A 26,354-nucleotide genomic window follows, 5' to 3' on the forward strand; every position below is an offset into this window, starting at 1 on the left:
ATTTTCGCCATGCTGCGCCAGATCCACTCGCTGCCCGGACTGATCGCCGCGCTGCTCGTCGCCATGTTGGCCCTGACCGGCGCGATCCTCTCCGTCCAGCCCGCGCTGGAGCGCTTTGCAGCGCCTTCGGTCGTCATGGGAACGATCAGCGTCGCGGCTCTGGCCGAGGCCGCCAGGGCACAGCATGCCGAGATCGACAAGATCACGAAGACGGCTTCCGGCTCGGTCGTCGTCAGCTATTTCGACAACGACAAAGCCGGTGCCGACCTACTCGATCCAGCCACTGGCCGGGTTATCGGGCCAGTGGCGCCGTCAGCCACCATCCGCTTCATCACCAACTTGCACCGTTCGCTGCTGCTGGGAACAGCTGGCCGCGTTGCAGCAGGCCTCGGTGCCCTAGCGATGGTCGTCCTCACCATCACCGGCGCGATGATGCTGGCTGCCCGCATGGGCGGCTGGACTGGGCTGCTGAAGCCGATCCGTGGCAACGCCCGCCAGCGCTGGCATGCACAGGCCGGGCGCCTCGCCATCGTCGGCCTGCTGCTGACAGCGCTGACGGGGTGTTTCCTGTCGCTGACCAGTTTCGAGTTGATCCCCGACGGATCGGCTGATCCCGTGGCGACAGCGTCCGGCCGCGGCGGCGAGCGCGCCTCAGTCGGCAGCCTCGCGGCGCTGAAGGCGATCGATCTCGCTGACCTTCGCGAACTCGCTTTTCCTTACGCGGCCGACCCGACCGACACCTTTCGGCTGACGACCGCGGCCGGCGTCACACAGATCGATGCGGCCACCGGCGAGGCGCTGTCCTTCCAGCCCCATTCGACCGCCAGGCAGATCTACGAGATGATCTACATGCTCCACACGGGCCAGGGCCTGTGGCCGCTGGGCCTGCTGCTGGGGCTTTCCGCCTTGGCAGCACCGATCTTTGCGGTCACCGGCGCGATGATCTGGTGGCAGCGCCGCCGCTCGCGGCCCCGCATCGCCGACAACCGTCCAGCCTCTGCGGCCGGCACGATCATCCTGGTCGGCAGCGAGGGCAATAGCACCTGGGGTTTTGCCAGGACGCTCCATGCCGCGCTGACGCAGGCCGGACACAAGGTCCACGTGGCCCCGATGAACGCGCTGGCGCCCGCCTATCCGAAAGCCGTGCGGATGCTGATCCTGACCGCGACCTATGGCGACGGCACCGCGCCCGCGAGCGCCAGCGGCTTTTTGGCGAGGCTCGACCGCAGTGCATTGAAGCTGCCCGTCGCGGTGCTCGGCTTCGGCGACCGCAGCTTCCCGAGATTCTGCCGCTTCGCCGAGGATGTCGGCACTGCCCTGGCCGAGAAGGGCTGGCCGGCCCTGATCGAGATCGACCGCATCGACCGCCAGTCGGCGCAGTCCTTCGCGCTCTGGGGCGAGAGGTTGGGGATCGCGCTCGGGCACGCCCTCGCGCTCGCCCATGTCGCGGAACGGCCGCCAACCACGGCGCTCGAACTGGTGAAGCGCGTGGATTACGGCGCCGATGTCCAGGCGCCGACCGCCATCCTGACCTTCCGCCTGCCGGGAGCCGGGGCCGGGCGTCCCCTTTGGGAGCGGCTGTTCTCGGCCTCGTTGCCGCCGTTCGAGGCCGGCGATCTCGTCGGCATCCTCCCACCCGGCAGCACCGTGCCGCGCTATTATTCGCTCGCCTCCTCGGCGCGCGAGGGCATCGTCGAGATCTGCGTGCGCAAGCAGCCGGGCGGGCTCTGCTCGGGCTTTCTCAACGACCTGCCGCTCGGCGGCCGGATCGACGGCTTCATAAAGGCCAACCCGGCCTTCCGGCCCAATGCCAAGGCTACGCCGCTGATCCTGATCGGCGCCGGGGCCGGCATCGCGCCGCTTATGGGATTCCTGCGCGCCAACCGGTCGCATCGCGAGGCGCATCTTTATTGGGGCGGACGTTCGCCTCAATCCGACTTTCTGTACCGCGAGGATCTCGCCATCTGCATGGCCGACGGGCGCCTGACCGCGTTGAACGCCGCCTTCTCCCGCGCCCCGCACGGAGGCTATGTGCAGGACAGGCTGACGACAGATGAGCAGCACCTAGCCGCGCTCCTGCAGCGCGGCGCCCAAATCATGGTTTGCGGTGGGCGTGACATGGCCGGCGGCGTCTCCCAGGCGATCGACGCGATCCTGGCTCCGATGGGATTGAGCACATTCGCCCTCAAGGCGAGCGGACTCTACCTCGAAGATGTCTACTGAGCTAACGGCGGCGGAGCGCCGCAGCCTCAACGGGACGACGATGGGTACGCGCTATTCGGCGGTCTTCTTCGCACCCGCTGGCCTCGACGAGACGAAGCTCGCGGCCGCCCTGCAGGCAACGCTGGATCGGGTCGATCGCCAGATGTCGACCTGGAAGCCTGAATCGGACCTCAATCGCCTCAATGGCGCGGCCGTCAGGGTTTGGGTGCCGGTTCCCGCCGAACTCATGTTTGTCCTGCAGGCCTCCCTGCGGATCCGCCGGCAGTCGCAGTGCGCCTTCGACATCGGCGTTGGCGACCTCGTCGCCGCCTGGGGCTTCGGTGCTCACGCAGCGCCTCCTGGCCATGTACCGACGGATCCCGTCGTTCCGCAGGCGGCGATCACCTCCGAGGCTCTCGAACTCGATCCGCACCTGCATCGGGCGCGCAAGCACGCCCCCGTCGCGCTCGACCTTTCGGGCATAGCCAAGGGCTTTGGCGTAGACGAAATGGCGCGCGTCATGCGGGAGTTCTCGATCCGCACCTGGCTGGTCGGCATCGACGGCGAGATGCGCGCCGGCGGGGCCAAGCCCGATGGAACGCCATGGGTCGTCGCCCATGAGCGCCCGGTACGGGGCGTGCGCGAGGCGATGGGCGTCATCGAACTCGAGGACCGCGCGGTCGCAACCTCAGGCAACTACCGCCATTATCGCGACATCGGTGCGCGGACGATCTCTCACACGATGGATCCTAGGCGCGGCCTGCCGTTAGTGAACGGACTGACGTCCGTCACGGTGACGGCGGACACCTGCATGGAGGCCGACGCCTGGGCTACAGCCTTCCTGGTCATGGGTGAGACGGCAGGTCCACGGCTGGCGAAAGCGATGGGTTTGGACGTCATCTTTGTCCGCGCCGACGGGACCGTCCTGGATTGGGCTTAGGGCTGGGTCCATCGTGCTGACGGGCTTCAGCGGACCATCAGGTCCAACAACAGGAGCAGCAGGCTCGTTGCCAGACCGGCAAACGGAACCCAGCCCGGGCACAGGAAGACATTTGGCGGAGGCTCGGCTTCCTGGCTCCTGATCCGGATCAGGGCGATGTTGACGATGGCAAAGATGATCAGTGTGAACCGCGAGGTGAAATCGGCAAGCCCCGCCAGCGGGACCGCGAGCGACAGAGCGAGGATGGCCACGACGCCGAGCGCTGTCGCCAGGAGCGGCGTGCCGGTGGTGGCGTTCAGTTTCGTCAGAGCGCGTGGAAGATTGCCCTGTTCGGCCATGCCGTAGAGTACCCGCGCGATCATGATCATGTGGACGATGATACCGTTCAAGGTGGCGATCACAGCGATGGCGCTCATGGTCACCAGCGGCAACCCGGTCTGACGCTCGAAGACGAGGGCCAGCGGTGCCGTGGAGCGTGCCAGTTCCTCCGGCGGGACGGCGACGAGAGCGATCCAGACCACAACCGCATAGATCAGCGCCGTCAGGCCGAGCGTTAGGAACAGGGCGGGCGGCAGTGTGTGTCGCGGGTCCTTCATCTCCTCGGCAACATTGACGAGATGCTCGAAGCCGATGAAGGCGAACACGGCGATCAATGTCGTGCTCGATAGACCGATCCAGGCAGAACGGTCTGCGAAGACGGGCCAGACCTCTGGCAACCGCGTCAGCAAGGCGCTTCCCGAGCCGAAGCCCGCGATGATGACCATGGTGAGGCCGCCCACCTCGATCAGGGTCATGAGTCCGGCGAAGGTGACCGATTGGACGGTTGGGAGGCAGGCGACTACGCCCATCGCGAGAACGACGCCGGTGATGATCCATGGGGCGGGCCAGTCCAGGAAAACAGCGACGTAGCCTGCGCTCCCGACGCTGATCGTCGCTGCAGAGATCGTGGCGGTGGCGACGACGAGCAGTCCGACGGCGAGGCTGAGCCAGCGCCGCTTGAACGCCCTGTCGACATAGGCGGCCTCGCTCGCGCTCACGGGCATCCGGGTGCCGAGCTCGGCAAAAGTGGCTGCGGTGAAGGCCATCACGAGCGCCGCGCCCAGGAAGGCAAGCGGGGCATGCATTCCGCTTCGGCCAGCCGCCGTGCCGACGAGGACATAGATCCCGGCGCCGATGGTGACGCCAAGGCCATAGAGAACCGCATGCGTGAGTGTCAGCGTTCGGAGCAGGCCGCGTGGCTGAGCGGAGCCGCCCTGCATGTTGTCGCTTGGCAAGACTCTGTTCCTCGTGGCGGGATTTGAGGTAGTTTGCTCAGTCACCACCTGGAGGCGAACCATCAATCAGGGATGGTGGAACAGCCGGCACGTGACAACCGCGCCTGCAGGCTTGGGCCTCAAGAGACCGCGCTGCAAGCGAGCCCATTCGCGGCAGGCGCTTGATGGCCTGTGACGCGGAGCCATCAACCCAGGATTTTCGTCTGCATCGACTCAGCCGGCTCAGCACGCGTACCCCTCCTGGACGATTTCATCCTATCGGCGGCCGGGAGTAGACGAGCCGAGTTTGAGATGAAGATCAGCTCCGATGAAACGTGAATGAAGGCCGCGAAGAGAGGGTTGAGGAATCCGAACGCCGCCAGTGCAATGCCGAGCGCGTCGACGGCGATCGTGCCGGTGAAATTCTGCCAGATCACGCCACGTGTGCGCCTTGCGATCGCGATGGTCTCAACGAGTCGGTCAAGATCGTTGGCGAGCAGCACGATGTCGGCGCTTTCCTTGGCGACATCGGTGCCCGATCCCATCGCGATACCGACGCTGGCGGCGGTCAGGGCAGGGGCGTCGTTGATGCCGTCCCCCAGCATGGCGACCTTTGCACCCGAGGCCACCAGCGCCCGCACGCGCTCCAGCTTCTGCTCCGGCAGCATCCCGGCCTCGACCGCGCCGATCCCGAGGCTCGCGCCGACGCTCTCGGCCACCTTCGCGTTGTCGCCGGTCAGCAGCAGGGTCTTGATCCCCATCGCGTGCAAAGCCCGGATGGCGTTGGCGGCCTCCGGCCTGACCTCGTCGGCGACGGCGAAGGCGCCGGCATAGGTCCCGTTGACGGCGACGCAGATTTCCGACGAGACGCCGTTGCCGTCCCGATCGGCGGGAACCGTGACGCCGTCAGCCTGGAGCAGCTTGACGCTGCCGATCAGGATGCGATCGCTGCCGATCACGGCGGTGACGCCGCGTCCGAGCGTGTAGTCGAAACTGTTGGGTTCCGGCACGACGAGGTCCCGGGCCCGGGCCTCGGCTACGATGGCTTTGGCCAGCGGATGCTCCGAGCGCAGTTCGGCCGAGGCGGCAAGCCGCAGTAGGTCGGCCTCCGCGCGGCCTGCCGCCGGGTGGATCGCTGTCACCCGCGGCTCGCCGAAGGTCAGTGTGCCGGTCTTGTCGAGCACGATGGTGTCGATCTTGCCCAGCGCCTCCAGATGCATGCCGCCCTTGATGATCGCGCCGTTGCGCGCGGCGCGGCCGATCCCGCCAAGCACCGCCAGCGGCGTCCCCGCCGCAACACCGCAGGCACCCGCCACGATGATCACCGAGATCGTGTCGCGGATGTTCCCCGTCAGCCAATAGGTGAGGATGGCCGCCGCGAAGGAGAAATAGACCAGGTAACCGGCGAGCTGGTCGGCCAGCCGCTGGACCGGCGCACGCGACTGCTCGGCATTCTCGATCGCGTCGATGATCCGCCCGAAGCTGGTGTCGCGGCCTATCCGGTCGACCTGGATGTCGAGTGCGCCCGACTGGTTGATGGAGCCGGCGAAGACGGTGTCGCCCTCACTACGCTTGATCGGCATCGACTCCCCGGTGATGCGGGCCTGGTCGACATATGAGAGGCCAGATTTGACCACGCCATCGACCGGGATGTTCTCGCCGGGCGCGACAAGCACATGGTCGCCGATGACGATCGTGTCGAGCGGCACCACGGCGATGACGCCGTCCCTGCGCACAGTCGCCTCATGAGGCATCACGTCGATCAGGTCGGCGATGGCCGCCCGCCCGCGATCGACGGTCAGATGCTCGAGCTCCTCGGCGACGAGTACGAAGAACGTCACGACGAGCGCGGTGAAGAATTCGGATATCGCGGCGGCCGCCAGAATGGCGATCGACATGGACAGCTCCATGGTCATGCGCCGCTCTTTGATATTCTCGAACGCCTCGCGCAGGATTGGCCAGGCGCCGAACAGCAGACCTGCGGCCCCGACGAGATCGACGCCCGCGACCGTGCGGGTCAGCCCGAACCAGACCAACGCGGCTGAGACGGCGACGACCGCGACCCGCAAGACCTCGACGGTCTCGACGTCGTGCCCGAACAGGCTGAGCGCGCGCGGGATACGGTCCCCCAGCCAGCCCGGAGAGCGCTTGGCCTGCTCGGCCGCGCTCGCCGAACAGCTGCGCTCGAACGGCCTGAAGCAGGTGCAGGGCTGTGCGCTGGCAGGACATAGCGGTGCGGCGGCAGCTAACGTCGTCATGGCGATTTCATCCCGATCGGACAGATGCCGAGTTGGCCATGCCTATCTAGTTTAGAATTATTCTAATTACAATGACTGCTTCCCCTTGGCACGGCTTTTCTCATCCTCTGGCGCCGCCTGAACTGAGATCATTGGGACAAGTAGGTGCTGCCGCTGCGATAGAGCACGTAGGTTGCGACCACGAAGATCAGAGCTGCGAAGATGCGATTGAGTGTGTCCTTTTGCCCCGAGAGTCGCGTCGCCAACAGCATGCCCAACGCGCCGCCGATGATGCCTCCGCCGATGAACTCGGCAGCAACCAGCCAGTCGATCATGCCTGATGCGGAATAATTGAGCGCCGTCGCCAGTCCGAAGGTCCCGACGGCGAGTAGAGACGAGCCTACCGCGTCGATGGTTCGCATACCTGTCGCCAGGATCAGACCCGGGACGATCAGGAACCCGCCTCCGATCCCGAAGAAGCCGGATGCTGCTCCTGCCACGATCGCCACCGAACCCGTCAGCAGGCACATCCGTAGATCGACCGGCTTGGGCACGGCAGGCGCGGTTTTGCGCGGTCGCAACATCAACGCCCCGACGACGAGCATCAGCAAGCCGAACAGGAACAACAGGCGCTGCCCGTCCATCGCCTTGCCGAGCGTCGAGCCAATCAGGGCTCCGATCGATCCCACCAGCGCGAAGACGATCGCGCATGTCCACTGCACATGGCCCTTGCGGGCATGCCCGATCAGATTGGCATAGGCGTTGACCGATACCGCAAGGGCACCCGTTCCAATCGCGACATGAGGTTGGCCGATGCCGACGGCATACAGCAGCAAGGGCGTCGCTAGGATTGAGCCGCCGCCGCCGACGAGGCCGAGCGTGAAGCCGACGAGGCTTCCCGAGCCGACCGCGGTGAGAATCTGAGCGGTCATGATGCGCCGACGACCGGAGTTGGTGTCATCGGCTTGGGAACGAGCCGGTCGTAGACGACCATGCCCGCCAGCATGGTGCCGACGAAGAGCACAACCGGCGCAAGCCCGAGCGAAAGCGAGGCCAGCGCCGGGCCGGGGCACAGGCCAGCCATCCCCCAGCCGACCCCGAAGATGGCGGAGCCGAGGATAAGGCGGGTGTCGATCGGTGTCGTCGCCGGCAGGTTGAAGCTGTCATCGAAGGCCGGGTGCCGCAGTCGCCGACGCACGGCCATTCCCGCAAAGGCGACCATCACGGCGCCTCCGAGGACGAAGGCGAGGCTAGGATCCCAGGCGCCGCCCACATCCAGGAAGCCGCGCACGCGGGTGGGATCGAGCATGCCCGACAGCGACAGGCCGAGCCCGAAGATGGCGCCACTGGTGAGCGCGGTCAGGATCTGCATCATTCGGTTCATGGCGAGACGAGCCTCATCAGCGTGACTGTTGCGATCCCCGCGCCCAGGAAGGTGACCACGGCCGCGATCGAGCGCGGCGACAGCCGGGCGAGGCCGACGATGCCGTGGCCGCTGGTGCAGCCCGACCCCATGCGCGTGCCGAAGCCGACCAGCAGCCCGGCCAGGGCGATGACCGGCAGCGATGCCGTGATGATCACGGCCGGCCAGGTTCCAGCGACGGCGCGATACAGCAGCGGGCCTAGGACCAACCCGATCACGAAGGCCGCATTTGTCGGGATTTGCGCGCCCTGCGCGAGCCTGCCGAGAATGCCGCTAATGCCGGCGACGCGACCGTTGAGGAGCAGGAGCATTGTGGCTGAGAGGCCGATCAGCATGCCTCCCAGGAGCGAAGGCCAATAGGGGGTCATGGCGCGGGGTCCTCTGCGCAGAAGATGGCGTGGAGCGCCTCGACGAGATGGGCGGCCTTTTGCTCCGTCAGGCGATAGAAGATCTGCTTGGCCTCGCGCCGCGTTGCGACGATCCCCGCCTCGCGCAGGATGGTGAGTTGCTGCGAGAGCGTCGGCTGCCGGATGCCGAGTTCCTCCTCGATCTGGCCGACGGCGTACTCGCCCTCGACCAGCGTGCAGACGATCATCAGCCGGTTGCGGTTTGCGAGAGTCTTGAGCAGGCTCGCGACCTCGGTCGCCCGGCCCGAAAGCTCCGCCCGGGTCATGAACGGCCTCGGTGACTGCGTCATGCCGCATCGTCCCAGGCAGCACCGCCCAGCGCATCGAGCGGAATCTTCAGATAGCGCCGGCCGTTCGATTCAGGCTCTGGCAGGCGCCCGCCGCGAATGTTCACCTGCAGCGCATGCAGGATCAGCTTGGGCATCGACAGCGTCTTGTCGCGGGCCTCTCGGAGGGCGACGAAGGCGGCCTCGTCATGTCCGACGATGTGAGCATTCGACTGCTTCTGCTGGCCGACCGTGCTTTCCCAGCGCGGAGCCCGGCCACCGGGCTGATAGTCGTGGCCGGTGAACAGGCGCGTCTCATCGGGCAGCGCCAGGATTGCCTGAATCGAAGCCCAGAGCGCCTTGGCGCTGCCGCCGGGGAAATCGGCCCGGGCCGTGCCGCCATCCGGCATGAACAGCGTATCGTGGACGAAGCCGGCGTCGCCGATCACATAGGTTATCGAGGCCATCGTGTGGCCGGGCGAGAAGAGCACCGAGCCATCGAGCGAGCCGATTTTGAATCGCTCGCCATGGGCAAAAAGCCGGTCCCACTGTGAGCCGTCCGTGGCGAGTTGCGGCCAGTTGTAGAGGCCCTTCCATAGCTTCTGAACCGCGACCACCTGCTCGCCGATGGCGGTCTGCGCGCCAGTCTGCGCTTTGAGATATTGCGCGGCCGAGAAGTGGTCGGCATGGGGATGGGTGTCGAGGATCCATTCGACGGTAAGCCCCTGCTCGCCGACATAGGCGAGGATGGCGTCGGCCTGGGTCGTCGCGGTCGCGCCCGACTTCTCGTCGAAGTCCAGAACGGGATCGATGATGGCGCAGCGCTTCGTGGCCGGGTCGGTCACGACATACTGGATGCTGAAGGTCCGGGGATCGTAGAAGCCCTTGACCTGCGGCTTTTGGGTCGCGCGTCGCTCGAGCCAGGCCTTTGCACCGGCAAGATCGAAACCGTGCCGGCTGCCGAATGAGACGACGTCGTCGGCTTCCATGTGGCCGTCGAGCACTTCGCCGAGCGCATGGAGCGTCAGGGCGCGCATACCGGTCTTGCAATGGGCAAAAACCGGCCCTGCTGCCTGCCTGAGGCCGCTCTTGAACGCAAAGACGTCTGCGTCCGTGATCGCAGCACCCGTCACCGGGACGAAGGCGTACGCCATCCCGGCCTTCTCAGCGGCCGTCTGTTCGGTAGCAGAGCCCGGCTGTGCGGCGTCCTCGGCATCGGGTCGGGCGTTAATGACCATCTTGAAGCCCTGCGACGCCAGGAGAGCGAACTCCCCCTCCGTCGGCTGGGCGCCGATAGACAGCTTCTCGGAAATTCTGATCGGTTGCATCGCCGGCCTCCAAGGCTGGATGAGAATTCAATATACAGTTATATAAAGTGTATATTGACCGCTACAAGCCCCTAGCGTGGTCGGCTTCATATCCGTCGGGATTGATCTGCAGAGCTCGATCGCATCCGCGTTCGGCATGCAGGTGCTGGCGGCCACAGCCCTAGGCCGGCAAGGGTCGCCAACTACCGCTCCGCCCGCAGCAAGGGGCGTAGGCCGTGACCGAGGCCCGTGACAGCCTCGGCAACTACTCAGATCGGACTCAACTTCCGTCGGGACATATCCTCGGAAGGGATCATCGCGGGCCTCCGCCCATCAGTATGGTCCTGAGATTCAGGCCGGCAGCACCACGACCTTCGATCCCCTCGGGATGCGGTTGTAGAGGTCGATGACGTCTTGGTTCATCATGCGGATGCAGCCTGAAGACACCGCCTCGCCGATGGTGTCGGGCTCGTTCGTGCCGTGGATCCGGTAGAGCGTGTCCCTGCCGTCCTTGAACAGGTAAAGCGCACGCGCCCCAAGCGGGTTGGCGTCGCCGCCCTTCATGCCGCCGGCCCATTTCGCATAGCGGGTGGGCTCGCGCTTGATCATGTCCTGCGTCGGTGTCCAGCGCGGCCACTGCGCCTTGCGCTCGACTGTCGCAGAGCCGGTGAACTCCAGACCTTCTCGCCCGACACCGACGCCATAGCGCAGCGCCTTGCCGTGCTCTTGAACGAGAAAGAGGAACCGGTTGGCGGGATCGACGATCAGCGTGCCGGGCTGATGCGGCGTCGGGTAATCGACGAGCTGGCGCAGATTGCGTGGCTGCAGGTCTTCGAGCGAGACGGCGGGGACATGGAACGGCTCGCCGCCGACCTCGCCATAGCGCCTTAGATCGAGGGCGCTGAACTGCGGCGCGGTAGGCGTCGCCGGAACCGGCTGTTGCGCGATGGTCGTACAGCCGGCCGCAGTCAGGGCGATCATGAGGCCAGCCAGACGGCGCGTCGGTCTGGAGATGTTGGTCATGGGAGATTTGAGGCCGATCACTGCGACGCCTGCTTCTTGCGCGCGTCGGCGACGACCTGCTTGAAACCGGCGTAATCCTGGGTGGAGGTCCGGAACGGGCCGATAAGGTAAGTGGGGGTGCCCTGCAGCCCGAGCGACTCCGCCTGAGCCATGTTGCGCCTGAGCAGCGCGGTGATCTGGGCGGCCTTGCCGTTTACATCCGCCTCGAGCCGGGCCATGTCGAGGGCCGCGCCCTTGATGGCTGCGGCGATCTGCTCGCGGCCGAGCCGCCCCTTGGTCGCCATCAACGCATCATGGGCTTTGGCATAGGCGCCCTGATAGGCGGCGGCGAGCGCAAGCTGCGCGGCATAGACCGAGGTCTCGGCGATCACCGGCCAGTCCTTGTAGACGAGCCTGATCTGGCCGTCCTCGCGGACGAGGCGGGCGAGATCGGGGGCTGCTTTCTTGCAGAAGGGGCAGTTGTAATCGAGAAAGGCGACGATCGTGACGTCGCCTTTCGGGTTGCCGGAGACCGGCGCCTCGGGATCGTTGAGGATGGCCTCGGCAACGGGGTCGCGTCCCTGGGCCAGCGCAGATCCGGGCGTGGCGGCGAGAAGCAAGGTCAGGCCTTTGATGATCGTCCGGCGATCCTGCTGCATCGGTCTGGTCCTTGTCGGCTGTCGAGGGCGGCGGCTGGTCGGGCCGTGATGGAGGCCAACGGCGCCTCCCAGCTTAAGCCAGCCTTAAGCCGCCCAGGGATCCTGCCCGTCATGGAGAAACGATGCGTGTTCTGATCGTCGAGGACGACCCCATTCTGGCCGACGGCCTCGCCGTCGGGCTGAAGCTCCACGGCGTCAGCGCCGAGGTCGTCGGCAGCTGCGCCGACGGCCGGCATGCGCTCGCGGCAGGCGCCTTCGACGCGATCGTCCTCGACATCATGCTACCGGACGGCTCGGGGCTCGATCTGCTGGCCAGCCTGCGCCAGGCGGGCGACGAGAGCCCGATCCTGCTCCTGACGGCGCTCGACGAGACGCGCGACCGCATCGCCGGGCTCGACCGCGGTGCCGACGACTATCTCGGCAAGCCCTTCGACCTCGACGAACTCGCCGCCCGCCTGCGGGCCGTGGTGCGGCGGCGCGATGGCCGGGCGACGGCGACCATCGAGGTGGCAGGTCTCGTCCTGAACCCGGCGAACCATTCGGTTTCGCGCGACGGCCTCGTCATCGAGGTCACGCGACGGGAATTCGCCATCCTGCGCGCGCTCGCCGAGCGGGCCGGCATGATCCGCTCGCGCATCGCGCTGGAGGAACGGCTCTATGGCTGGCAGGAAGACATCGAGAGCAACGCCATCGAGGTCCACATCCACAATCTCCGGCAGAAGATCGGACGCGAGCTGATCGAGACCGTCCGCGGCCTGGGCTACAGGTTGAGGGCGACGCCATGACCTCGCTGCGCACGCGACTGTTCGTAATCCTCGTCGCCACTACCGGCCTGATCTGGCTGGCTGCGACCGCCTGGATCTATCTCGGCACCAAGGCCGAACTCGAACGCGTCCTCGATACGCGCCTGCAGGAGGCGGCGCGCATGGTCTCCTCGCTCGTCCGGGATGCCGGCGCATCGGCGCCAGCCGCGATCGCCGCGACGCCGCAGGTCACCACGAGCGAGCCCGGCGGCTATGAGCGCCAGCTCTCCTGCCAGATCTGGTCGCTGGGGGGACGGCTCGTCGCGGCTTCGACGGCCGCACCCGCCGAGCGACTGGCCGGCCATGCCGCCGGCTTCAGCGACAGCCTGATCGACGGCGAGCTGTGGCGCGTCTACGCCATCGAAGACGCCGCCAAGGATGTCCGGGTTCTGGTCGGCGATCGGCTCGGCTTGCGGGATCGCCTCGTCAACGACCTGGTCATGGGCCTCGTCGCACCGACGCTGCTGATGTTGCCGCTGTTTGCGGCGCTGATATGGATGAGCGTCGGGCGCGGTCTGTCGCCCTTGCGCGGGATCGCCGCCGATCTGCAGCAGCGCGCGGCCGATGATCTTGCTCCGCTCCACGCCAGGGTGATCGACGAGATCCGGCCCGTAACCGATGCGCTCAACGGCCTGTTTGTGCGCCTGGACGCCGCACGCCGGCACGAGCGCGAGTTTACCGCCTTCGCCGCGCACGAGTTGCGCACCCCGCTCGCGGGCATCCGAACCCAGGCCCAGATCGCCATGGCTGCCGACTCGACCGAGATGCGGACGGCCGCACTGGACCACATCATGCAGGGCGTAGACCGCACGGCACGCCTGATCAGTCAGTTGCTCGCGCTGGCGAGGCTGGAGTCGGACGCCGAGCCGAGCCGGCGCGAGCCGGTCAATCTCGGGCAGCTGCTCCGAGACATCGACGGCGAAGGCCCGAGGCGGCCGTCGATCGTCGTCGAGATCGATGCCGCCCTTGACGCAATGACGGTGGAAGGGGATCCCGACCACCTGAAGCTGGCCCTGCGCAACCTCCACGACAACGCCTGTGGCCATAGCCCGCCAGGCGGTCGCGTCAGGTGGCTCAGGACCGGAGACGCCGCGCTGGCTGTCGATGACGAAGGCCCCGGTGTTCCCGCAGACGAAATGGCCCTCGTCAGGCAGCGGTTCTATCGCGGACGCACGAGCCGACATGCCGGAAGCGGGCTGGGGCTCGCGATTGTCGACGTAGCCCTGCACAGTGCGAAAGCGGAGCTCGGCTTGGGCACGCCGCCAAACGGGCGGGGCCTGAGAGCGGCCGTGTATTTCGATCGGCGCGGTAGAGCGTGAGCTCAGACGCTTGCCAGATGCTGCAAGTCCGCTATCATAAAGCTGCACAATCCCACTCAGTACTCCCCCACAGAGCGGGAATTGGCGGCGGAATTTCCCTTGTTTTTCAAGGAATACAGGACTGGCCGGTAGGTTCGAGTCCTCTCCTGGGCACCACTCTTTCTCGCTTTCGCGTCAAAGAGTTAAGCATTGATAACGAGTTACATGGTATCCGCTTTGACACTGCGGTTTGACACCATGGCTCTTGCAATGTCCCGACCCTTCGCTACCAAGCAGGGTTCCTACTACCTGAACGTGAAGGTGCCACTGGCGCTTCGCCCGCTCGCCAAAGGCCAGCGGGTGAGCCTTCCCGTGGACGGCGAACACCACACGGTGGTCGTCAGCGACAAGGTCGTCCTGTCGCTTCGGACCAAAGAGGCAAAGGTCGCCAAGGAGCGTTTTCCCCTCGCGCTGAATGCCCTCAATGCCTTCTTCGAGACCCTCGGCCAACCGCCCCAATCGTTGAGCCGGGTGCAGGCGCGGGCTCTCGCCGGCGAGATCTACAAGGAGGCCGTGAGCGACCTCGATCACGACGACGCCGTCGCCGATCAGGTCGAGGCGCATCGTGATGCATTCCAGGCCGCCGCCGATCACTACCAAGGCCAGGGAGCCAACGAGAAGCTCGCCGAACTCGAAGCCGCCATCGAGATGTATGATGAGCGCGCCATGCTGGCCTGGGGGCTGAAGCACGGCGATCCGCTCCTGTCCCGCGAGGAGCTGCTGGAAGGCTATTTCGGACCGATGCTCGACGAGAAGCTGGCGCAGTATCACCTGCGGATCGATGCCGGGTCGCGTCAGAAGCTGTTGAATGCCGCGGATCGCATGGGCCAAGAGTTCATCGACACGGCGGAACGCCGGCTGAAGGCGAACGACTATCGCGATCCGGTCGCCGCAGAGCTGCCGGCCTTCACGCCGCCGCCGCGGCAGGCCACTCCCTCTCCTCGTCCTGCGCCGCGCCGCTCTGCGGCCAACACGGTCGAAGTCGTCTTCGAGCGCTGGAAGGAGGCGCACGCCAAGAAGCGCAAACCGTCCACCTTCCGGCGCTACGGGCCCTCGCTGGCGTCATTTCACGCGTTCTGGGGCGAGCGTGACGTAGGCCTCCTGAGCCAGGACGATGTCTGGCAATGGGCTCTAGAGCGCGAGAAGGAAGTCGGCATCACCGCCAGGACGATCAACAAGAACGATTTGGTGGCGATTTCCTCTGTGTTGGGCTGGGCGTCGACGTATCCAGGCAAGAGGCTCCTGGTGACAAATCCCGCAAAGGGCGTCAGCCTCGAAGTCGAATCCAAGACCGAAAAGCGGGAAAAGGCATTCCGCGATGATGAGGTCGCCGCGATCCTCAAGGCTGCCCGTAAGGCCCGCGGCAACCCGGAGTTTCCAAGAGCCGCCGCCTCCAGGCGATGGACAGCCTGGATCTGCGCTTACACCGGCGCCCGCATCCAGGAGGTCTGCTGGCTCAAGCGCGAGGACATCAAGCGCCAGGATGGCATGTGGGTCATCCACTTTTCTCAGACGAAAACCGACGTGGCGCGGACGATCCCCATGCATGCCGCCCTGATCGAGGAAGGCCTGCTCGCCTTTCACGAAAAGGCCCCCGAGGGCTTCCTGTTCGCCGGCGATAAGGCCCAGCAGGAAGGATCGACGCGCACGCCGCAGGAGCAGCGTGCGAGCGAACTTGCCGAGTGGGTCCGCAAGCAGGTCACGCTGGATAAAGGCCTCAGCCCCAACCATGGCTGGCGCCACACCTTCATTACGCGGGCCGAAGAGGCTGGCATTCAAAAGCGCTTCGCCAATGCCATTACCGGCCACAATCACAAGAAGGATGTGTCGGACGGCTATTTTTCGGCAAGGCCCAAGGCGCTGAAATCCAAGATCGACGCGTATCCGCGCTACGAACTCGACACGAAGGAGGATTCACTCGAACCATAAGCGCTACTAGATGGCGAACTTGATCCATAGCGTCGACCCTGGCACTCGCGATCTGGCCTCGCCAACGTCACCAGACGTTAGGTATGAGCCTAAACGGGTCGTTTGGTCATTTCGTCGTAAGGGGGCTTGCCGCCACATTGGCGCAGACGATCCACAGGCCTTTCGGAGACCCGCAGTGGCGAGCGTGAAGCCCAAACTCCCGCCGACAGATCTCGAGATCCTTCGCGAACTGGTCGATCCGCAGCGCAACTTCATCAAATTGTTTTCTTGGCAGGGAGAGGGCTTCGCTTCCGTATCGGTTGGTGCGGGCCGAGAAGCCTTTCCCATTGCATCGCAAGGATTCAGGTCCTGGCTGCGGCAACAATTTCGAGTAGCAAATGAAAATCGCCATCCTTCGCCATATGCCTTGCGCACAGCGATCAATGAAGTTGAAGATCAGGCGTCCGACGAGCCAGAACTAAGAACTTTCCGCCGGCTCGGAACTCATAGAGATGGCGCTTGGTTTATTGACCTAGGCACTGACTCTAGAGAAATGGCGATGGTGATTCCCGGTTACTGGAAGCGCATGCATGATAAGGATATCAGCTTCGTCAGAAGCCGATCGATGCGCCCATATCCCAAGCTTAAAGCCGAGGGAGCCCTCGAATCTAACGGCGAACTCGAATTTGCCACTCGTGCGGCTCACCGTCAAACGTTCAAGGAATTTGCTGCTCTTTTGAATTTAGACACACAACGGGATTTCCAGCTGATCATGGCCTGGTGCGTATGTGCGCTAACGCCTGATGGGCCTTATCCAATCCTAACTGTCTGCGGCGATCAGGGATCTGCGAAATCTACACTCGTGCGATTGATACATGAACTCATCGACCCTAGTCACGCGCCGCTTCGATCTATGCCAAAATCGGAAAAGGAATTGTTCATATCGGCCAGCAACTCTCATGTACTGTCTTTTGATAATGTCTCGTCGATTTCGCCGGATCTGAGCGACAATCTATGCAAAATCTCGACCGGCAGCGCTGTTGCATTGCGTCGTGCGGGAACTTTTACGGACGAATATTACGTCGAGTTCAAAAATCCTATTATCTTGAACGGAATTGGCGATCTCGTTCTGAGACCGGATCTGGCGGACCGCACGCTCATGATCAACACGAGTGCAATTCCTTCAGAATCGCGGCGCGATACGGCATCAATCAGCGCAGCATTCCAGGCGCTTCTGCCAAAGCTCACAGAAGCTCTTTTTGATCTCCTTGCCCTTTGCCGCCACAAGCTGATGTGTATGGCTTGCGGCTTGGCGGAAGTGCCGAACAAACTGCCTCGAATGGCTGAATTCGCAAAGATCGGAACCGCTATCGAGAGCGTTTTCGACGGGCCGGGCAGCTTCATGGCTGCCTATGACAAGAACCGTGCCGTGGTAACGAACGACCTCGTCGAGCGCGATCCCATCCTTCTGGCGATTCTCGAATTGTGGGACGACAAGGGCGACTGGAAGGGAACGATGCAGGATCTTCAGGTCGAAATCGCCAAGCGTCTGAAGGCATCGGGGGCAGCTAAACCGGTTCCATCGGGGCTCGCGCAGATTTCGGCCCATCTCAAGCGGATCAAGCCCATTCTCAACGAACACGATATCATCGTGCACATCGGTCGGGCGAAAACATCCGATCGGAGAAGCACCGTGAATCTATTTAGACTCTAGCTGTCGGTCCCGCTTCCTGTCTTATACAAGCCGTGCGGAGGCTGCAGCAACCGCGGATACGAGGGTAGGTCCGAGCACCCTCCGCAGGGCGCCAGCCGGGCGACAAGTCAGCCGGATCGTCTACGACGGCCAAACCCCATTTAAATGACGGAAGTGTCGGTTAATCTGGCTATCGGAATACTCCGGAGAGTACTTGGCAGCTCATCTTCAAGGCATGGCTGCTGTAAACCTCAAATCCCCAGCAGAACGGCAATGACTTAATAACCAAGCGGGGCGCTGCGGAGGCTGCGGAAGCTGTCCGCAGCTGGTGTTTTGGGGTATCGACCGGCGGACGATGGGTGTTGACACATTCTCGGCGCGAGCTTGCCGAGTATGGGCATCAAGCACTGGTGGCGGGCTGAGAGGGCTGAAGCGCCCCTACGAGCCGCCGGAGCGGTTGTTAAATGTTTTCCATCCACTCCCCTAAGCGCACCTCCACAAACACATGCGGCGCGCCCCGCAACACGGTCGACGTAAAGGTGAAGCCATGCCGGATCGCCGCTTGCATGTGCAGGGGATCGGCTGTCCTGGCGCGCCCGTTGATGAGTTCCTGCACCGCGAGCTTGGCATCGCGATCCCCAGTCCCGCGCCGTGCGGGCCAGACGGCGATCTGGGCACAAGAAAGATAGCCAGCGATGAGCGCGCCCTCCGCCGCGAGCCGCGTCCGATGCATCGCCGGGCTCGGACGAAGTGCTTCGGCGAACAGGCGATCCGCGGCCGCGAAATAGTCCCGCGCTTTCGCGAGCACAGCCCTCATGTCGAGCCCCTCAGCCGCGAAAGCAGCCAGAACGGGAAGCTGCTCGGGCGTGTAGATCCCGCGGCTCGGCAAGCTCTCGACCTCGGCGTCGAGGTCGAACCCATTGACGGGCCAGGGGTACACGGCACTCTCCCGTTCCGAGACGTCGGGCTGCGGCGGCACGGCGAGCTGCCCCGGGCTGAAGGCTGCCTGTGCGATGCGCCCGCGGACGTAGTCGCCGCTGCCTTGCCAATTGGCCAGCCAGTCGCGGCTGGGCTGCATGGCGACTTTGGCGTCCACATCGTCCAGATTCCCGACAGGGAAGATCGCGACGATCATCGCATGCGCCCCGGCGATGGTGAGCAGGGCGATCCGTTCGAGCGCACCGACGCCGTCCTGGCTGACGCTCCAGCCGTAAGCATTGCGATGAGCCTCGGCCTTGACGGCGGCATCGCGCAGATCCGGCCTCGACAGACGAAGCGCGACCATGTCGGCGATCGCGGGGTCGTCATGAAGCCGGGCGAGGATCGCCATGATGGGATCGGCGTGCTCGCGGATCTCGCGATCGTCTGACGGTCCAGGCTGGAACTCGAGTTTGTTGGTCATGTGGAAAAGTCCTGTTTTGGGGGCGAAAACCAGTCGGCTTCATTGCCTCCCTCTCAAGACAAAGGGCGCCCCCAGCGGGACGCCCCTTCCTGTCGTGGCTCTGACGGTCGTTCAGTCGAGCGGGTGCGCCGCGAGCATGTCGCGCAAGGATTCTCCCATCTTCGTGGCCAGTGACAGGATGGCGGTGAGCCCCGGCGTCGGGTGGGGGATGACCTCGTTGGCGAGCCGGGACCAGGGCTCGAACTGGTTTTGGACCGGAGCCACTGCGATGCGCAGGAGCGCGATCCGGGCCTGGAGCTGCGCGCCCTTGAGCGCCATGGCGATGTCGTCATGCTGCTGGCGCGCAAGATCGCCCTCGATGAGCATAGCGGCCAGCCGCGCGGCCGCCCGGGCGTGCCGCTCGACGTCGCGGTAGAGGGCCTCGAAGTCCGGGACCTGCAACAGGAAGGCGCGCAAAGACGCCGCGTCCTCGACGCGATGCACAGTCGCAAGGCTCCGGGCCGCGGCGAGTTCGCGGAAACGCGACACGGCATGGGCGAGAGCGTTCGTGGCGACGTCGCCGGCCGTCGCCACTGAGAGCGTCTCGATCCCGAACGCCGCCCGGGCGATCGGCTCAAGCGTCGGGTCATCGAGTTCCTGGAGCGCGCGGAGGAGGGCAAAGCCATGTTCTCGTTGCGCGTGCCGATCAGCTGCGGTTCTCGCCGGCAGCAGCGCGAGCGCGAGCGTCGCCTCCTCGTTCAGGATGGCGAAGGCATGCGGCGTGGCGACGTGCTGGCGCACCAGGAACGGAGCCGACACTTGCGCGAGCTCGATGAAGCGCTCGAGCTCGGAGGTGCGCTGGGCGCAGCGAGCCGCGATCGCGACGAGCGAAGGGCTGTTGCGGATGAACCCGGCATAGTCGCTGTCGGTCGGGTTCGTGAGGCTCACGGCGGCGAGTTCGCCGATGACGGCGTGGATCGTGTCGTCGAAGGCGATGTGGTGCAGGGAGAGCGGGCTGGAATCGGTGCTGGCGGTCATGTCTGTCTCGGGATCGGTTGAGCAAGGGCCCGGATGGGCGTCGGTTGTCGGGGAAGAGAGGAAGAGCCGGGCGCTCCTGCGCCCGGCCTGTGTGATCAGGCCGCGCCGGGCTGCGGGTTGGTGGCCTTCGGCTGATGCGTGAGGGTGCGCTGGCTCGGGCTCGACCAGGACGCGCTGGCGGCTGGTGCGACGCCCGTGACGTGCTGGAAGATGATCTGCTCGACGATACTGAGCAGACGCTCGGCGTCCTCACCGCGGGGGCGGAACAGGTAGAGCTCGTCCGCCGGCGAGACGCGCACCCCGGTGCCGAACCGGTAGACGGTGAAGCGCTGAAGATCGCACGGCGCGCGGCCGAGCAGGGCGCAGTGCGCCATGCCCTCCGGCGAGACCAGCCAGGCGTTGAGGCTGGCGTTCGCCAGGGAGTCGTGGAGACGCTTCTCGAAGGCGCGGGCAGAGAGGCCGTGCGGGAGAACGACCGAGATCACGCGCGGCTGCAGCTCGATCGGCGCGCCGGGTTTCGGCTGCCGCATGGGCCTGATCTGCTGCAACGTCCAACGGTCGAAGCCGAGATCGGTGACGTCGCCCGAGATCGTCCGACGGTGGGCCGCATAGCGGTCGGCGTTCAGCGCATCCATGCGGTCGCGCGGATCGGCACATTCGGTGGCGGCCACCTTGTAGACGGGCGCCAAGAGGTCGCGCGCGGCGCCGAGCAGGCCGGTCTGGACGCCCGGCATGCTGTAGCTCTGACCACAGGCGGCGACGTAGACGTTGACACGCCGCCCAGGCTCGTAAGCCTCCTCGAAGGCGGGCTTGGTGAAGGCGTCGCGCGGGAGTTTGGCGATGGCATTGCCACCGACCCGCGGCCAGTCGGTCGGCACATAGCGGTCGACCGCGGCGGCGGAGTGGGCGGGCTTGATCGAGCGGCCGATGCAGGCCGGGATGGTCTTCTTCGTCATGATCTTCAGTCTTTTCTGCATGGATGTTGGCGGGCTTTTCGGGGGTCTGTGTTCCGATGCCTCACGCTTCAGGCTCGTCTTGACCTTCGCGGCGAAGCCGCCCCGGCTTGAACGAGCCACTCCCGATCGACCGGAGGTCGCTCGGGTCCTCTTTCATCAGGGGAGCTGCTCTGGACCGCGGCCACGCGGGCCGGCGAGGAAGCCAATCGGCCGGGTCTGCTCCGGACCGGTGACCAACCGTTCTGCTGCTACGATGTCGGCGACCGTGAGATCCTCGCGCCCATCAGCGGCGGCAAAGCCGAAGGCCAGACGCAGCAGCTTGCCGATGCGGCGCGGATTGTGCCGTGCGGCCCGGGTCAGGACGTCGTCAGCGGGCAGGGCGACGCTGCCGCGCAGCTCGGCGACGATGCCGGCTGCGATCAGGCCCGCGATGGCCAGAAGCTGCTCGTCGCGGGGGCGGGCGATGGTGAAGACCGTCAGCCGGTCGATGATGAAGTCCGGGAGCGCGACCGCGTCATTGGCCGTGGCGATGAAGACGACGCCGGACAGATCGAATGGGACCCGGAGGAACTCGTCGAGAAGCGCGCGGCTGTTCTCGCGTTCGAGGATGGTCAAGAGGGTGTGGTAGGGCTTCTCGGACCAGTGCGTCTGCAGCTTGTCGATCTCGTCGAGCAGGATGACAGGCTGCGCTGTCGCGCCCATTGCGATCGCTTCTGTCAACTGTCCCATCCGTGCGCCCCTCCAGGTCGTCGGATGGCCGACCACCAATGCTTGGGCGTCACTGTTCGTGGCGCAATTGATCGCTTGGATCTCGGTCCCGAGCGCGCGGGCGATCTGCTGGCTCGCATGGGTCTTGCCGGTACCGGGAGGCCCGAGCAGCAGGATCGGCGGCACGAAGATCGGCGTGCCTGTGCGCCGGGACAGGATCGTGGCGCGGATGATCAGGTCGATGACCGTCTCGAAGCCGGGGCAGGTGCGGCGCGCCTGCGTCAGGGCGCTGGCCATCCCGTCGGTGCCAAACAACAGGGGCCGGCGACCCTCCTGGGAATCGTTGGAGAGTGCGACCAAGCGGTCGAAGCGGAGCTGGTCGGACTCAGAGAAGCTCGGCAGCGACGAGCCGAGATACTCTTCGCGGTCGCCATACCAAGGGCGGCCAATCATCAGCTCGATCTGGCGGATGACAGCCGCGTGGTCGAAGACGGGGATGCTCGGGCCGATGTCGATAGCGGGCTCGAGCATGGCGGTTTCAGCGGGCGGCTCGATCGCAACGGGCGGCTCTTCCGCGGCCAGCACGCGGTCCTCCACGTCAGCCGGTTCATAAACATGGTGTTCCGGTGAGCCCTTGCGGCGATGGCTGGTCATGTCTGGTCGCGTCCGAGGTGCCGCGGCGGGAACGTCCTGCTGCGGGGTGGCCGGTCCGGCCCTCCACGCCCGCGCCTCGAACGGAAAACAGGCGACGCATTGCGGCGCCGCCTGTCGGGTTTCGAACGATGTTCGTTTTTCGAGCGCACTCCTGCCGAACATTGTTCGCTGACCGTAGAACATTGTTCGGAGAGCCGATTTCGATTTCGAACACCGTTCGGGCAGTCTGGGTGTGACCAGCCTGGCTCCATACGCAGAAGGCAGGATCCAGGGGGCTTGAATGGGACACAGCGACGCCAGCGCGCTTCCACGGGCAAGCCCTGGTCTTCCCACGGGCCTCTGGACCAGACGCCGCAGGGACAGGCCAGGGAGACCGGCCTTGTTTGGCTTCCCCGGGCAAGCCCCGGTCTTCCCACCGGCCTCTGGACCAGACGGCGCAGGGAGAGGCTAGGGAGCCCGTCCTTCTTCGCCTTCCCCGGGCAAGCCCCGGCCTTCCCACGGGTTTTGTGGTGGGACGTCGCAGGGAGAGGCCAGGGAGACGGTTGGTGTCTTCGAGGCCGCCTTATTAGCGATGGCCAGCCATCTCGCTAGACGCGAGGCGGGTGGGCCGCAGCCATGTCGCGCAGCCGATCGCCAACGGAGATCGCCAGGATGAGGGTTGCCGCCACCTGTCGCGGCGCCTCGTTAATCACCGCGTAGACGTGATCGAGGGCGGCATCGCGATCGGGCAGGTGCGAGGCGAGGGCCAGCCTCGCAAGCGCGATGCGCTGCTGCAGGGTCGCCCCCTCCACCGCCGCATCCGTCCGCCCCCTGTCCTCCGGGGACAGGTCACGACGGCGCAGGCTGGTCCTGAAGCGATCGGCCATGGCGCCATGATGCTGCGCCTCGCGAACCAGCGCGTCGATATCCGGCTGGGCCTCGAGATAGGCCAGCAGGGTACCGTGCTCCTCCAGCCGGTGAATGGTGGCCGGGCTCTCGGCGCCCGTCCCCAGCAGACGGGTGATGTAGGAGAGAATGTCCCACGTGACTTCTTCGGCGTCGATGTCGCCGAGCCCGAAGGCGATCTCGATCACCTCACGAAGATCGTTGGTTTCCGGCTCCTCGAGCCGGCGCAGCATGGCGTGGCCCTGCTCACGCCTGGCATGGCGGTCTGCGCCACTCCGGGCGGGGATCAGGGCGACCGCGATGCTGGCGACCGAGTTGAGCCGGACCACCGCGTGGAGCTGGCCGACATTCCGGAAGAAGATGTCGGGATCGCTGCCATCGGTCAGTGCGATGAAGCGCTCGTGCTCCTGGGCGTGCTGGAATGCGCGCGTGGTCATCGCGACGATGGCCGGCGGATGGGAGAAGAACGCGGCGTAGTCGCGCAGCGTCGGCGCGCTGAGCGTCACAGCGGCAAGTTCGTCGACGACGGGACGCAGGGTCCTGTCGATCCTGAGGTCGCGCAGGGTTGCTGGCGCCCGCCCGCGATGGGATTTGGTCATGATGTGATCGTCCTGGAATGTCGGCCTGAGATCCCGGGGGTGTGGTCCCCTTCGCCTCGCCATTTCCTCGTCTCGTCATGCTCAGGCGTTGCCGTGCCTTGCCATGAGAAAAAGGGCGCGGACCTCGCGGCCGCGCCCTTCCTGTCGTCATCATCCGCAGCTCTCAGGAAGCCGCCATGGTGGATACTTCCTCCAACCTTTGCGGCAGCGCGTCGCGGCGCTGCATGAGCCAGGCCCTGATCTGATCGAGCGCGGCTAGCGAGCCGGGCTCGATCGTCGCGGCCAGTTCGTCGCAGCGTGCCAGCGCCTTGGGGACGGTCAGCCATGGGACCTCGTCCTCGGTTGCGAGGCGGTGCCGCAGCCAGTCCAGGCCCCGGCGCCGAGCCTCGGGCGAGAGCGCTTCGGGCGCGTTCAGGAAGATCTGGCGGACGGCCAGGCTGCGCAGCCTCGGGTCGCGGATATGCCAAGCGGCGTGATGCTCCCGGAACTTCCACTCGATCTCGTGCCAGCGCCGGCAGGCGACGACATCGGCGTCCGAGACGAAGCCACCCGAATAGAGCTGCTGCTCTGGCCAGGGTGATACCTCGCGATCGGCGTACTGGTCCTTGAGCGCGAGGGCGAGCTGACGAAGGAATGTCGGGTGCGCCCACAGCGCCCTGGCCCGATCGCGATAGACCGCGTCCGGCTCCGGCTCGACCAGCGCATGCGCAGCCTGACCCCAGGCGAACAGGATCGGCATGGCGTTGGTCTTGACCTGGCGCACCGGTGACCGGCTGGACCGGATCCGCGCGAGGAGATCGAGTGCCGGAAGATCGATGAATCCCGCCGGATCCTGACTGAGGTCGACGCAGACCCGCGCCGCCGGGTTCGTCGGCGACGCGACCATCGGCAGCACCGGTGTTAGGCGCGAGGTGCCGCCCAGGATCACCGGCTCGCCCGCCTCCATCAGGGCGATCGGCCCGGATTTTTTCGCATGGCCGAGCATGGTCGCCATCGTCGTCGGCGCGCGCTCTTGCAGGAGCATGAACAGCTCGCGGGTTGCGCGAACGTCGGCGAGCGCATCATGCGCATCGGCTTCGCTCAGCCCGATCCCGTTGGCGCGGCAGACGTCGCCGAGCTTCATCACCGGCTTGCCGGTGGCGTCATGGGGGATGATGATCGCCTGAGGCTCGACAAGGGTGACGGCCCGAAGCATGGAAAGCACATCGCCCCTGCCGTGGCCGGTCATCGAGCCGGCGTAGGGCGGCAGCAGGGTCTGATACCAAGCCTGACGCAAGCACTCATCGTCGAACCGCAGGTTATTGAAGCCCAGGATCAGGCTGGGCCTGGAATCGGAGACGATCCGGGCGATCTGCGCCATCATCTCCAGATGGGACAGAGGCTGATCTTCCAACATCTCCGGTGTGAGGCCGGTGACCAGGAGCGCGTCCGGGGACGGCACGATGTGGCCAGGCAGTGCGCAGCGGAGCGTCAGCTCGCGCTGGATCTGCAGGTCAGCGTCGGTCTGGACGAACGCCGCTTGCAGGGGGGCATCGAACGATGAACTGAGTCCGCTCGTTTCGAGATCTAGGAATAAAAACCCCATCTCTATCACTGCCTCGGGCCGAAGGGCTGGTCGAGCGGCAGGAGCACGACGTTCAGGTGCTCGGCGTCCGCCTTCATCGCCGCCTCCAGCATGATCACGGCATGCGAACGGGCGACCTCGCCCTCGAGCTGCCCCATCGTCTCGTAGATGTGCACCTTGAGGGCCAGAACCTCGCGCAGCGTCGTGGGCGCCTCAGCCATCAGCAGCGCCATCCGGCGCGCTGCGATGCGAGCGCCCTCGGCCAGCTGTCGGCCGTTGAGGCCATGGTCGCTGAAGACGCACTCGGGCAACTCGTCCAGGAGCATCGCATGCGCATGGGCGGTTTCCCATTTGAGGAAGAGGGCATCGGCACTCTGCGAGGAAGCATAGGCCCTCGCGTAAAGCCTCATCTCGCTATCCTCCGGCAGCGCCTCGTTCCCGCCGGCAAAATTCTTGGTCGTCATCTCGTCGTCCATCGGAGCGCGGACCCGGGCGCCCGCTCCATGGGCTCTCATCCTCGGGGGTGCCTAGTTTTAAGTTCCGCGTCCGCCTTCCTGCCTCCTTCATGGCCTCGGCGTGACTAGGGTTCTTGTCGACGGTTCTCCACGATGCTTCCCATAGAGAGCCTACGGGCAAAGGTGGCCCATAGTGGACTTTGCCAAGGTCCGGTTGTGGGCAGTGCCTGTCAGCATTAGGGGGCTCGCACCGGCTTCAGCGAACATTGTCGCCGCCAAAATATGGCCCGCTAGGCCGGGCGCTGCGAACTTGGCTGTTCTCAGCCTAGAGGGAGGCAAGATCCTGGACCTTGAAGCTTGGTGCCTGCGCGAGGCCGATGCCGGTCTCGTTGGGACTGGCCTCAAGGTCGATGAGGCCAGTCGAGTGAAATACGCCAAGGCCATCGGAGTGGCCATCCAGATTGCCAGCTTGACCCTCGCCGAACTCGCGAAGGGCTATCCGAGCCAAAGACCGGCCCTATTCCGCCCCCTTTCGCGGCGGCCGAAGCACGGACCAATTCGCGCCTGGACCGAACAATGGCAGGCCGGCCAGCTTTCGAATGACACGGAGCTTGCGGAGCAACTCTGCAAAATCGCAAACTGATAAGAGTTAGACG

22 protein-coding genes and 1 pseudogene are annotated in these 26,354 nt (G+C 65.4%); 7 read left to right on the forward strand and 16 right to left on the reverse strand.

Features of this window, described 5'->3' with window-relative positions:
- Positions 1-9 precede the first annotated feature (9 nt).
- A complete protein-coding gene (locus tag C8D03_RS04560) occupies positions 10-2,223 on the forward strand; it encodes a PepSY domain-containing protein (RefSeq protein WP_108045200.1) in 2,214 nt (737 codons plus the stop codon).
- Positions 2,213-3,142 carry an FAD:protein FMN transferase gene (locus C8D03_RS04565; RefSeq protein ID WP_108045201.1) on the forward strand — a complete coding sequence of 310 codons (930 nt, stop codon included), beginning with the start codon at positions 2,213-2,215 and terminating at the stop codon, positions 3,140-3,142. The genes C8D03_RS04560 and C8D03_RS04565 overlap by 11 nt, the downstream gene beginning before the upstream one ends.
- A gap of 26 nt (positions 3,143-3,168) precedes the next feature.
- On the opposite strand, the gene C8D03_RS04570 is transcribed toward C8D03_RS04565, so the two are convergent.
- The 9 genes and pseudogenes from C8D03_RS04570 to C8D03_RS04610 all read right to left on the reverse strand — a co-directional run bounded on the left by C8D03_RS04570 (position 3,169) and on the right by C8D03_RS04610 (position 11,696).
- Positions 3,169-4,416, reverse strand: a complete 1,248-nt coding sequence (locus tag C8D03_RS04570) for an APC family permease (protein WP_248308345.1) — start codon at positions 4,414-4,416, stop codon at positions 3,169-3,171.
- A 185-nt stretch (positions 4,417-4,601) separates the two neighbouring features.
- On the reverse strand, positions 4,602-6,653 hold the full coding sequence (locus C8D03_RS04575; RefSeq protein WP_108045203.1) for a heavy metal translocating P-type ATPase: 2,052 nt from the start codon (positions 6,651-6,653) through the stop codon (positions 4,602-4,604).
- Between the two features lie 128 nt (positions 6,654-6,781).
- Entirely contained in the window at positions 6,782-7,564 is a 783-nt protein-coding gene (locus tag C8D03_RS04580; protein ID WP_108045204.1) for a sulfite exporter TauE/SafE family protein, read from the reverse strand.
- Positions 7,561-8,016, reverse strand: coding sequence for a YeeE/YedE family protein (locus C8D03_RS04585; RefSeq protein ID WP_108045205.1), 456 nt, complete (start codon positions 8,014-8,016; stop codon positions 7,561-7,563). The genes C8D03_RS04580 and C8D03_RS04585 overlap by 4 nt, the downstream gene beginning before the upstream one ends.
- Positions 8,013-8,423 carry a YeeE/YedE family protein gene (locus C8D03_RS04590; RefSeq protein WP_108045206.1) on the reverse strand — a complete coding sequence of 137 codons (411 nt, stop codon included), beginning with the start codon at positions 8,421-8,423 and terminating at the stop codon, positions 8,013-8,015. Before C8D03_RS04590 ends, C8D03_RS04585 begins: the two co-directional genes overlap by 4 nt.
- Positions 8,420-8,752, reverse strand: a complete 333-nt coding sequence (gene bigR, locus C8D03_RS04595) for a sulfite-sensing transcriptional repressor BigR (RefSeq protein ID WP_181300664.1) — start codon at positions 8,750-8,752, stop codon at positions 8,420-8,422. Before bigR ends, C8D03_RS04590 begins: the two co-directional genes overlap by 4 nt.
- Positions 8,749-10,056, reverse strand: a complete 1,308-nt coding sequence (blh, locus tag C8D03_RS04600; RefSeq protein WP_108045208.1) for a bifunctional sulfur transferase/dioxygenase Blh — start codon at positions 10,054-10,056, stop codon at positions 8,749-8,751. Before blh ends, bigR begins: the two co-directional genes overlap by 4 nt.
- Positions 10,057-10,395: 339 nt before the next feature.
- Positions 10,396-11,049, reverse strand: a pseudogene (locus C8D03_RS04605) (L,D-transpeptidase); the annotation flags it as partial.
- A 26-nt stretch (positions 11,050-11,075) separates the two neighbouring features.
- Complete coding sequence (locus C8D03_RS04610) at positions 11,076-11,696, reverse strand: DsbA family protein (RefSeq protein WP_108045209.1); 621 nt, start codon at positions 11,694-11,696, stop codon at positions 11,076-11,078.
- 122 nt (positions 11,697-11,818) lie between these two features.
- On the opposite strand from C8D03_RS04610, the gene C8D03_RS04615 reads away from it, so the two are divergent.
- The 4 genes from C8D03_RS04615 (at position 11,819) to C8D03_RS26000 (ending at position 17,479) form a co-directional block, all read left to right on the forward strand.
- The gene (locus tag C8D03_RS04615) at positions 11,819-12,481 is read left to right on the forward strand and encodes a response regulator (RefSeq protein WP_108045210.1); all 663 of its coding nucleotides are present in this window, start codon (positions 11,819-11,821) and stop codon (positions 12,479-12,481) included.
- The gene (locus C8D03_RS04620) at positions 12,478-13,818 is read left to right on the forward strand and encodes a histidine kinase dimerization/phospho-acceptor domain-containing protein (protein ID WP_108045211.1); all 1,341 of its coding nucleotides are present in this window, start codon (positions 12,478-12,480) and stop codon (positions 13,816-13,818) included. The genes C8D03_RS04615 and C8D03_RS04620 overlap by 4 nt, the downstream gene beginning before the upstream one ends.
- A gap of 249 nt (positions 13,819-14,067) precedes the next feature.
- Positions 14,068-15,786, forward strand: coding sequence for a tyrosine-type recombinase/integrase (locus C8D03_RS04625; RefSeq protein ID WP_181300666.1), 1,719 nt, complete (start codon positions 14,068-14,070; stop codon positions 15,784-15,786).
- Between the two features lie 175 nt (positions 15,787-15,961).
- Positions 15,962-17,479 (forward strand): hypothetical protein, encoded by a 1,518-nt coding sequence (locus tag C8D03_RS26000; RefSeq protein WP_146170080.1) that lies wholly within the window; start codon positions 15,962-15,964, stop codon positions 17,477-17,479.
- 439 nt (positions 17,480-17,918) lie between these two features.
- Here the strand turns inward: C8D03_RS26000 and C8D03_RS04635 are convergent, their stop codons facing one another.
- From C8D03_RS04635 to C8D03_RS04665, 7 genes are all read right to left on the reverse strand, one after another.
- Complete coding sequence (locus C8D03_RS04635; RefSeq protein ID WP_108045214.1) at positions 17,919-18,860, reverse strand: hypothetical protein; 942 nt, start codon at positions 18,858-18,860, stop codon at positions 17,919-17,921.
- A 111-nt stretch (positions 18,861-18,971) separates the two neighbouring features.
- Positions 18,972-19,877 carry a hypothetical protein gene (locus C8D03_RS04640; RefSeq protein ID WP_108045215.1) on the reverse strand — a complete coding sequence of 302 codons (906 nt, stop codon included), beginning with the start codon at positions 19,875-19,877 and terminating at the stop codon, positions 18,972-18,974.
- 95 nt (positions 19,878-19,972) lie between these two features.
- Entirely contained in the window at positions 19,973-20,833 is an 861-nt protein-coding gene (locus C8D03_RS04645) for a hypothetical protein (RefSeq protein WP_146170081.1), read from the reverse strand.
- Positions 20,834-20,989: 156 nt separating this feature from the next.
- Entirely contained in the window at positions 20,990-22,378 is a 1,389-nt protein-coding gene (locus tag C8D03_RS04650; protein WP_108045217.1) for an AAA family ATPase, read from the reverse strand.
- Between the two features lie 404 nt (positions 22,379-22,782).
- Positions 22,783-23,679 carry a hypothetical protein gene (locus C8D03_RS04655; protein WP_108045218.1) on the reverse strand — a complete coding sequence of 299 codons (897 nt, stop codon included), beginning with the start codon at positions 23,677-23,679 and terminating at the stop codon, positions 22,783-22,785.
- A 163-nt stretch (positions 23,680-23,842) separates the two neighbouring features.
- The gene (locus C8D03_RS04660; RefSeq protein ID WP_108045219.1) at positions 23,843-25,264 is read right to left on the reverse strand and encodes an exonuclease domain-containing protein; all 1,422 of its coding nucleotides are present in this window, start codon (positions 25,262-25,264) and stop codon (positions 23,843-23,845) included.
- Between the two features lie 5 nt (positions 25,265-25,269).
- On the reverse strand, positions 25,270-25,707 hold the full coding sequence (locus C8D03_RS04665) for a hypothetical protein (RefSeq protein WP_146170082.1): 438 nt from the start codon (positions 25,705-25,707) through the stop codon (positions 25,270-25,272).
- Between the two features lie 301 nt (positions 25,708-26,008).
- On the opposite strand from C8D03_RS04665, the gene C8D03_RS04670 reads away from it, so the two are divergent.
- Positions 26,009-26,341, forward strand: coding sequence for a hypothetical protein (locus C8D03_RS04670; RefSeq protein WP_146170083.1), 333 nt, complete (start codon positions 26,009-26,011; stop codon positions 26,339-26,341).
- Positions 26,342-26,354 lie beyond the last annotated feature (13 nt).

Origin of the sequence: Bosea sp. 124 (genome assembly GCF_003046175.1) — a bacterium.
Taxonomy (GTDB): domain Bacteria; phylum Pseudomonadota; class Alphaproteobacteria; order Rhizobiales; family Beijerinckiaceae; genus Allobosea.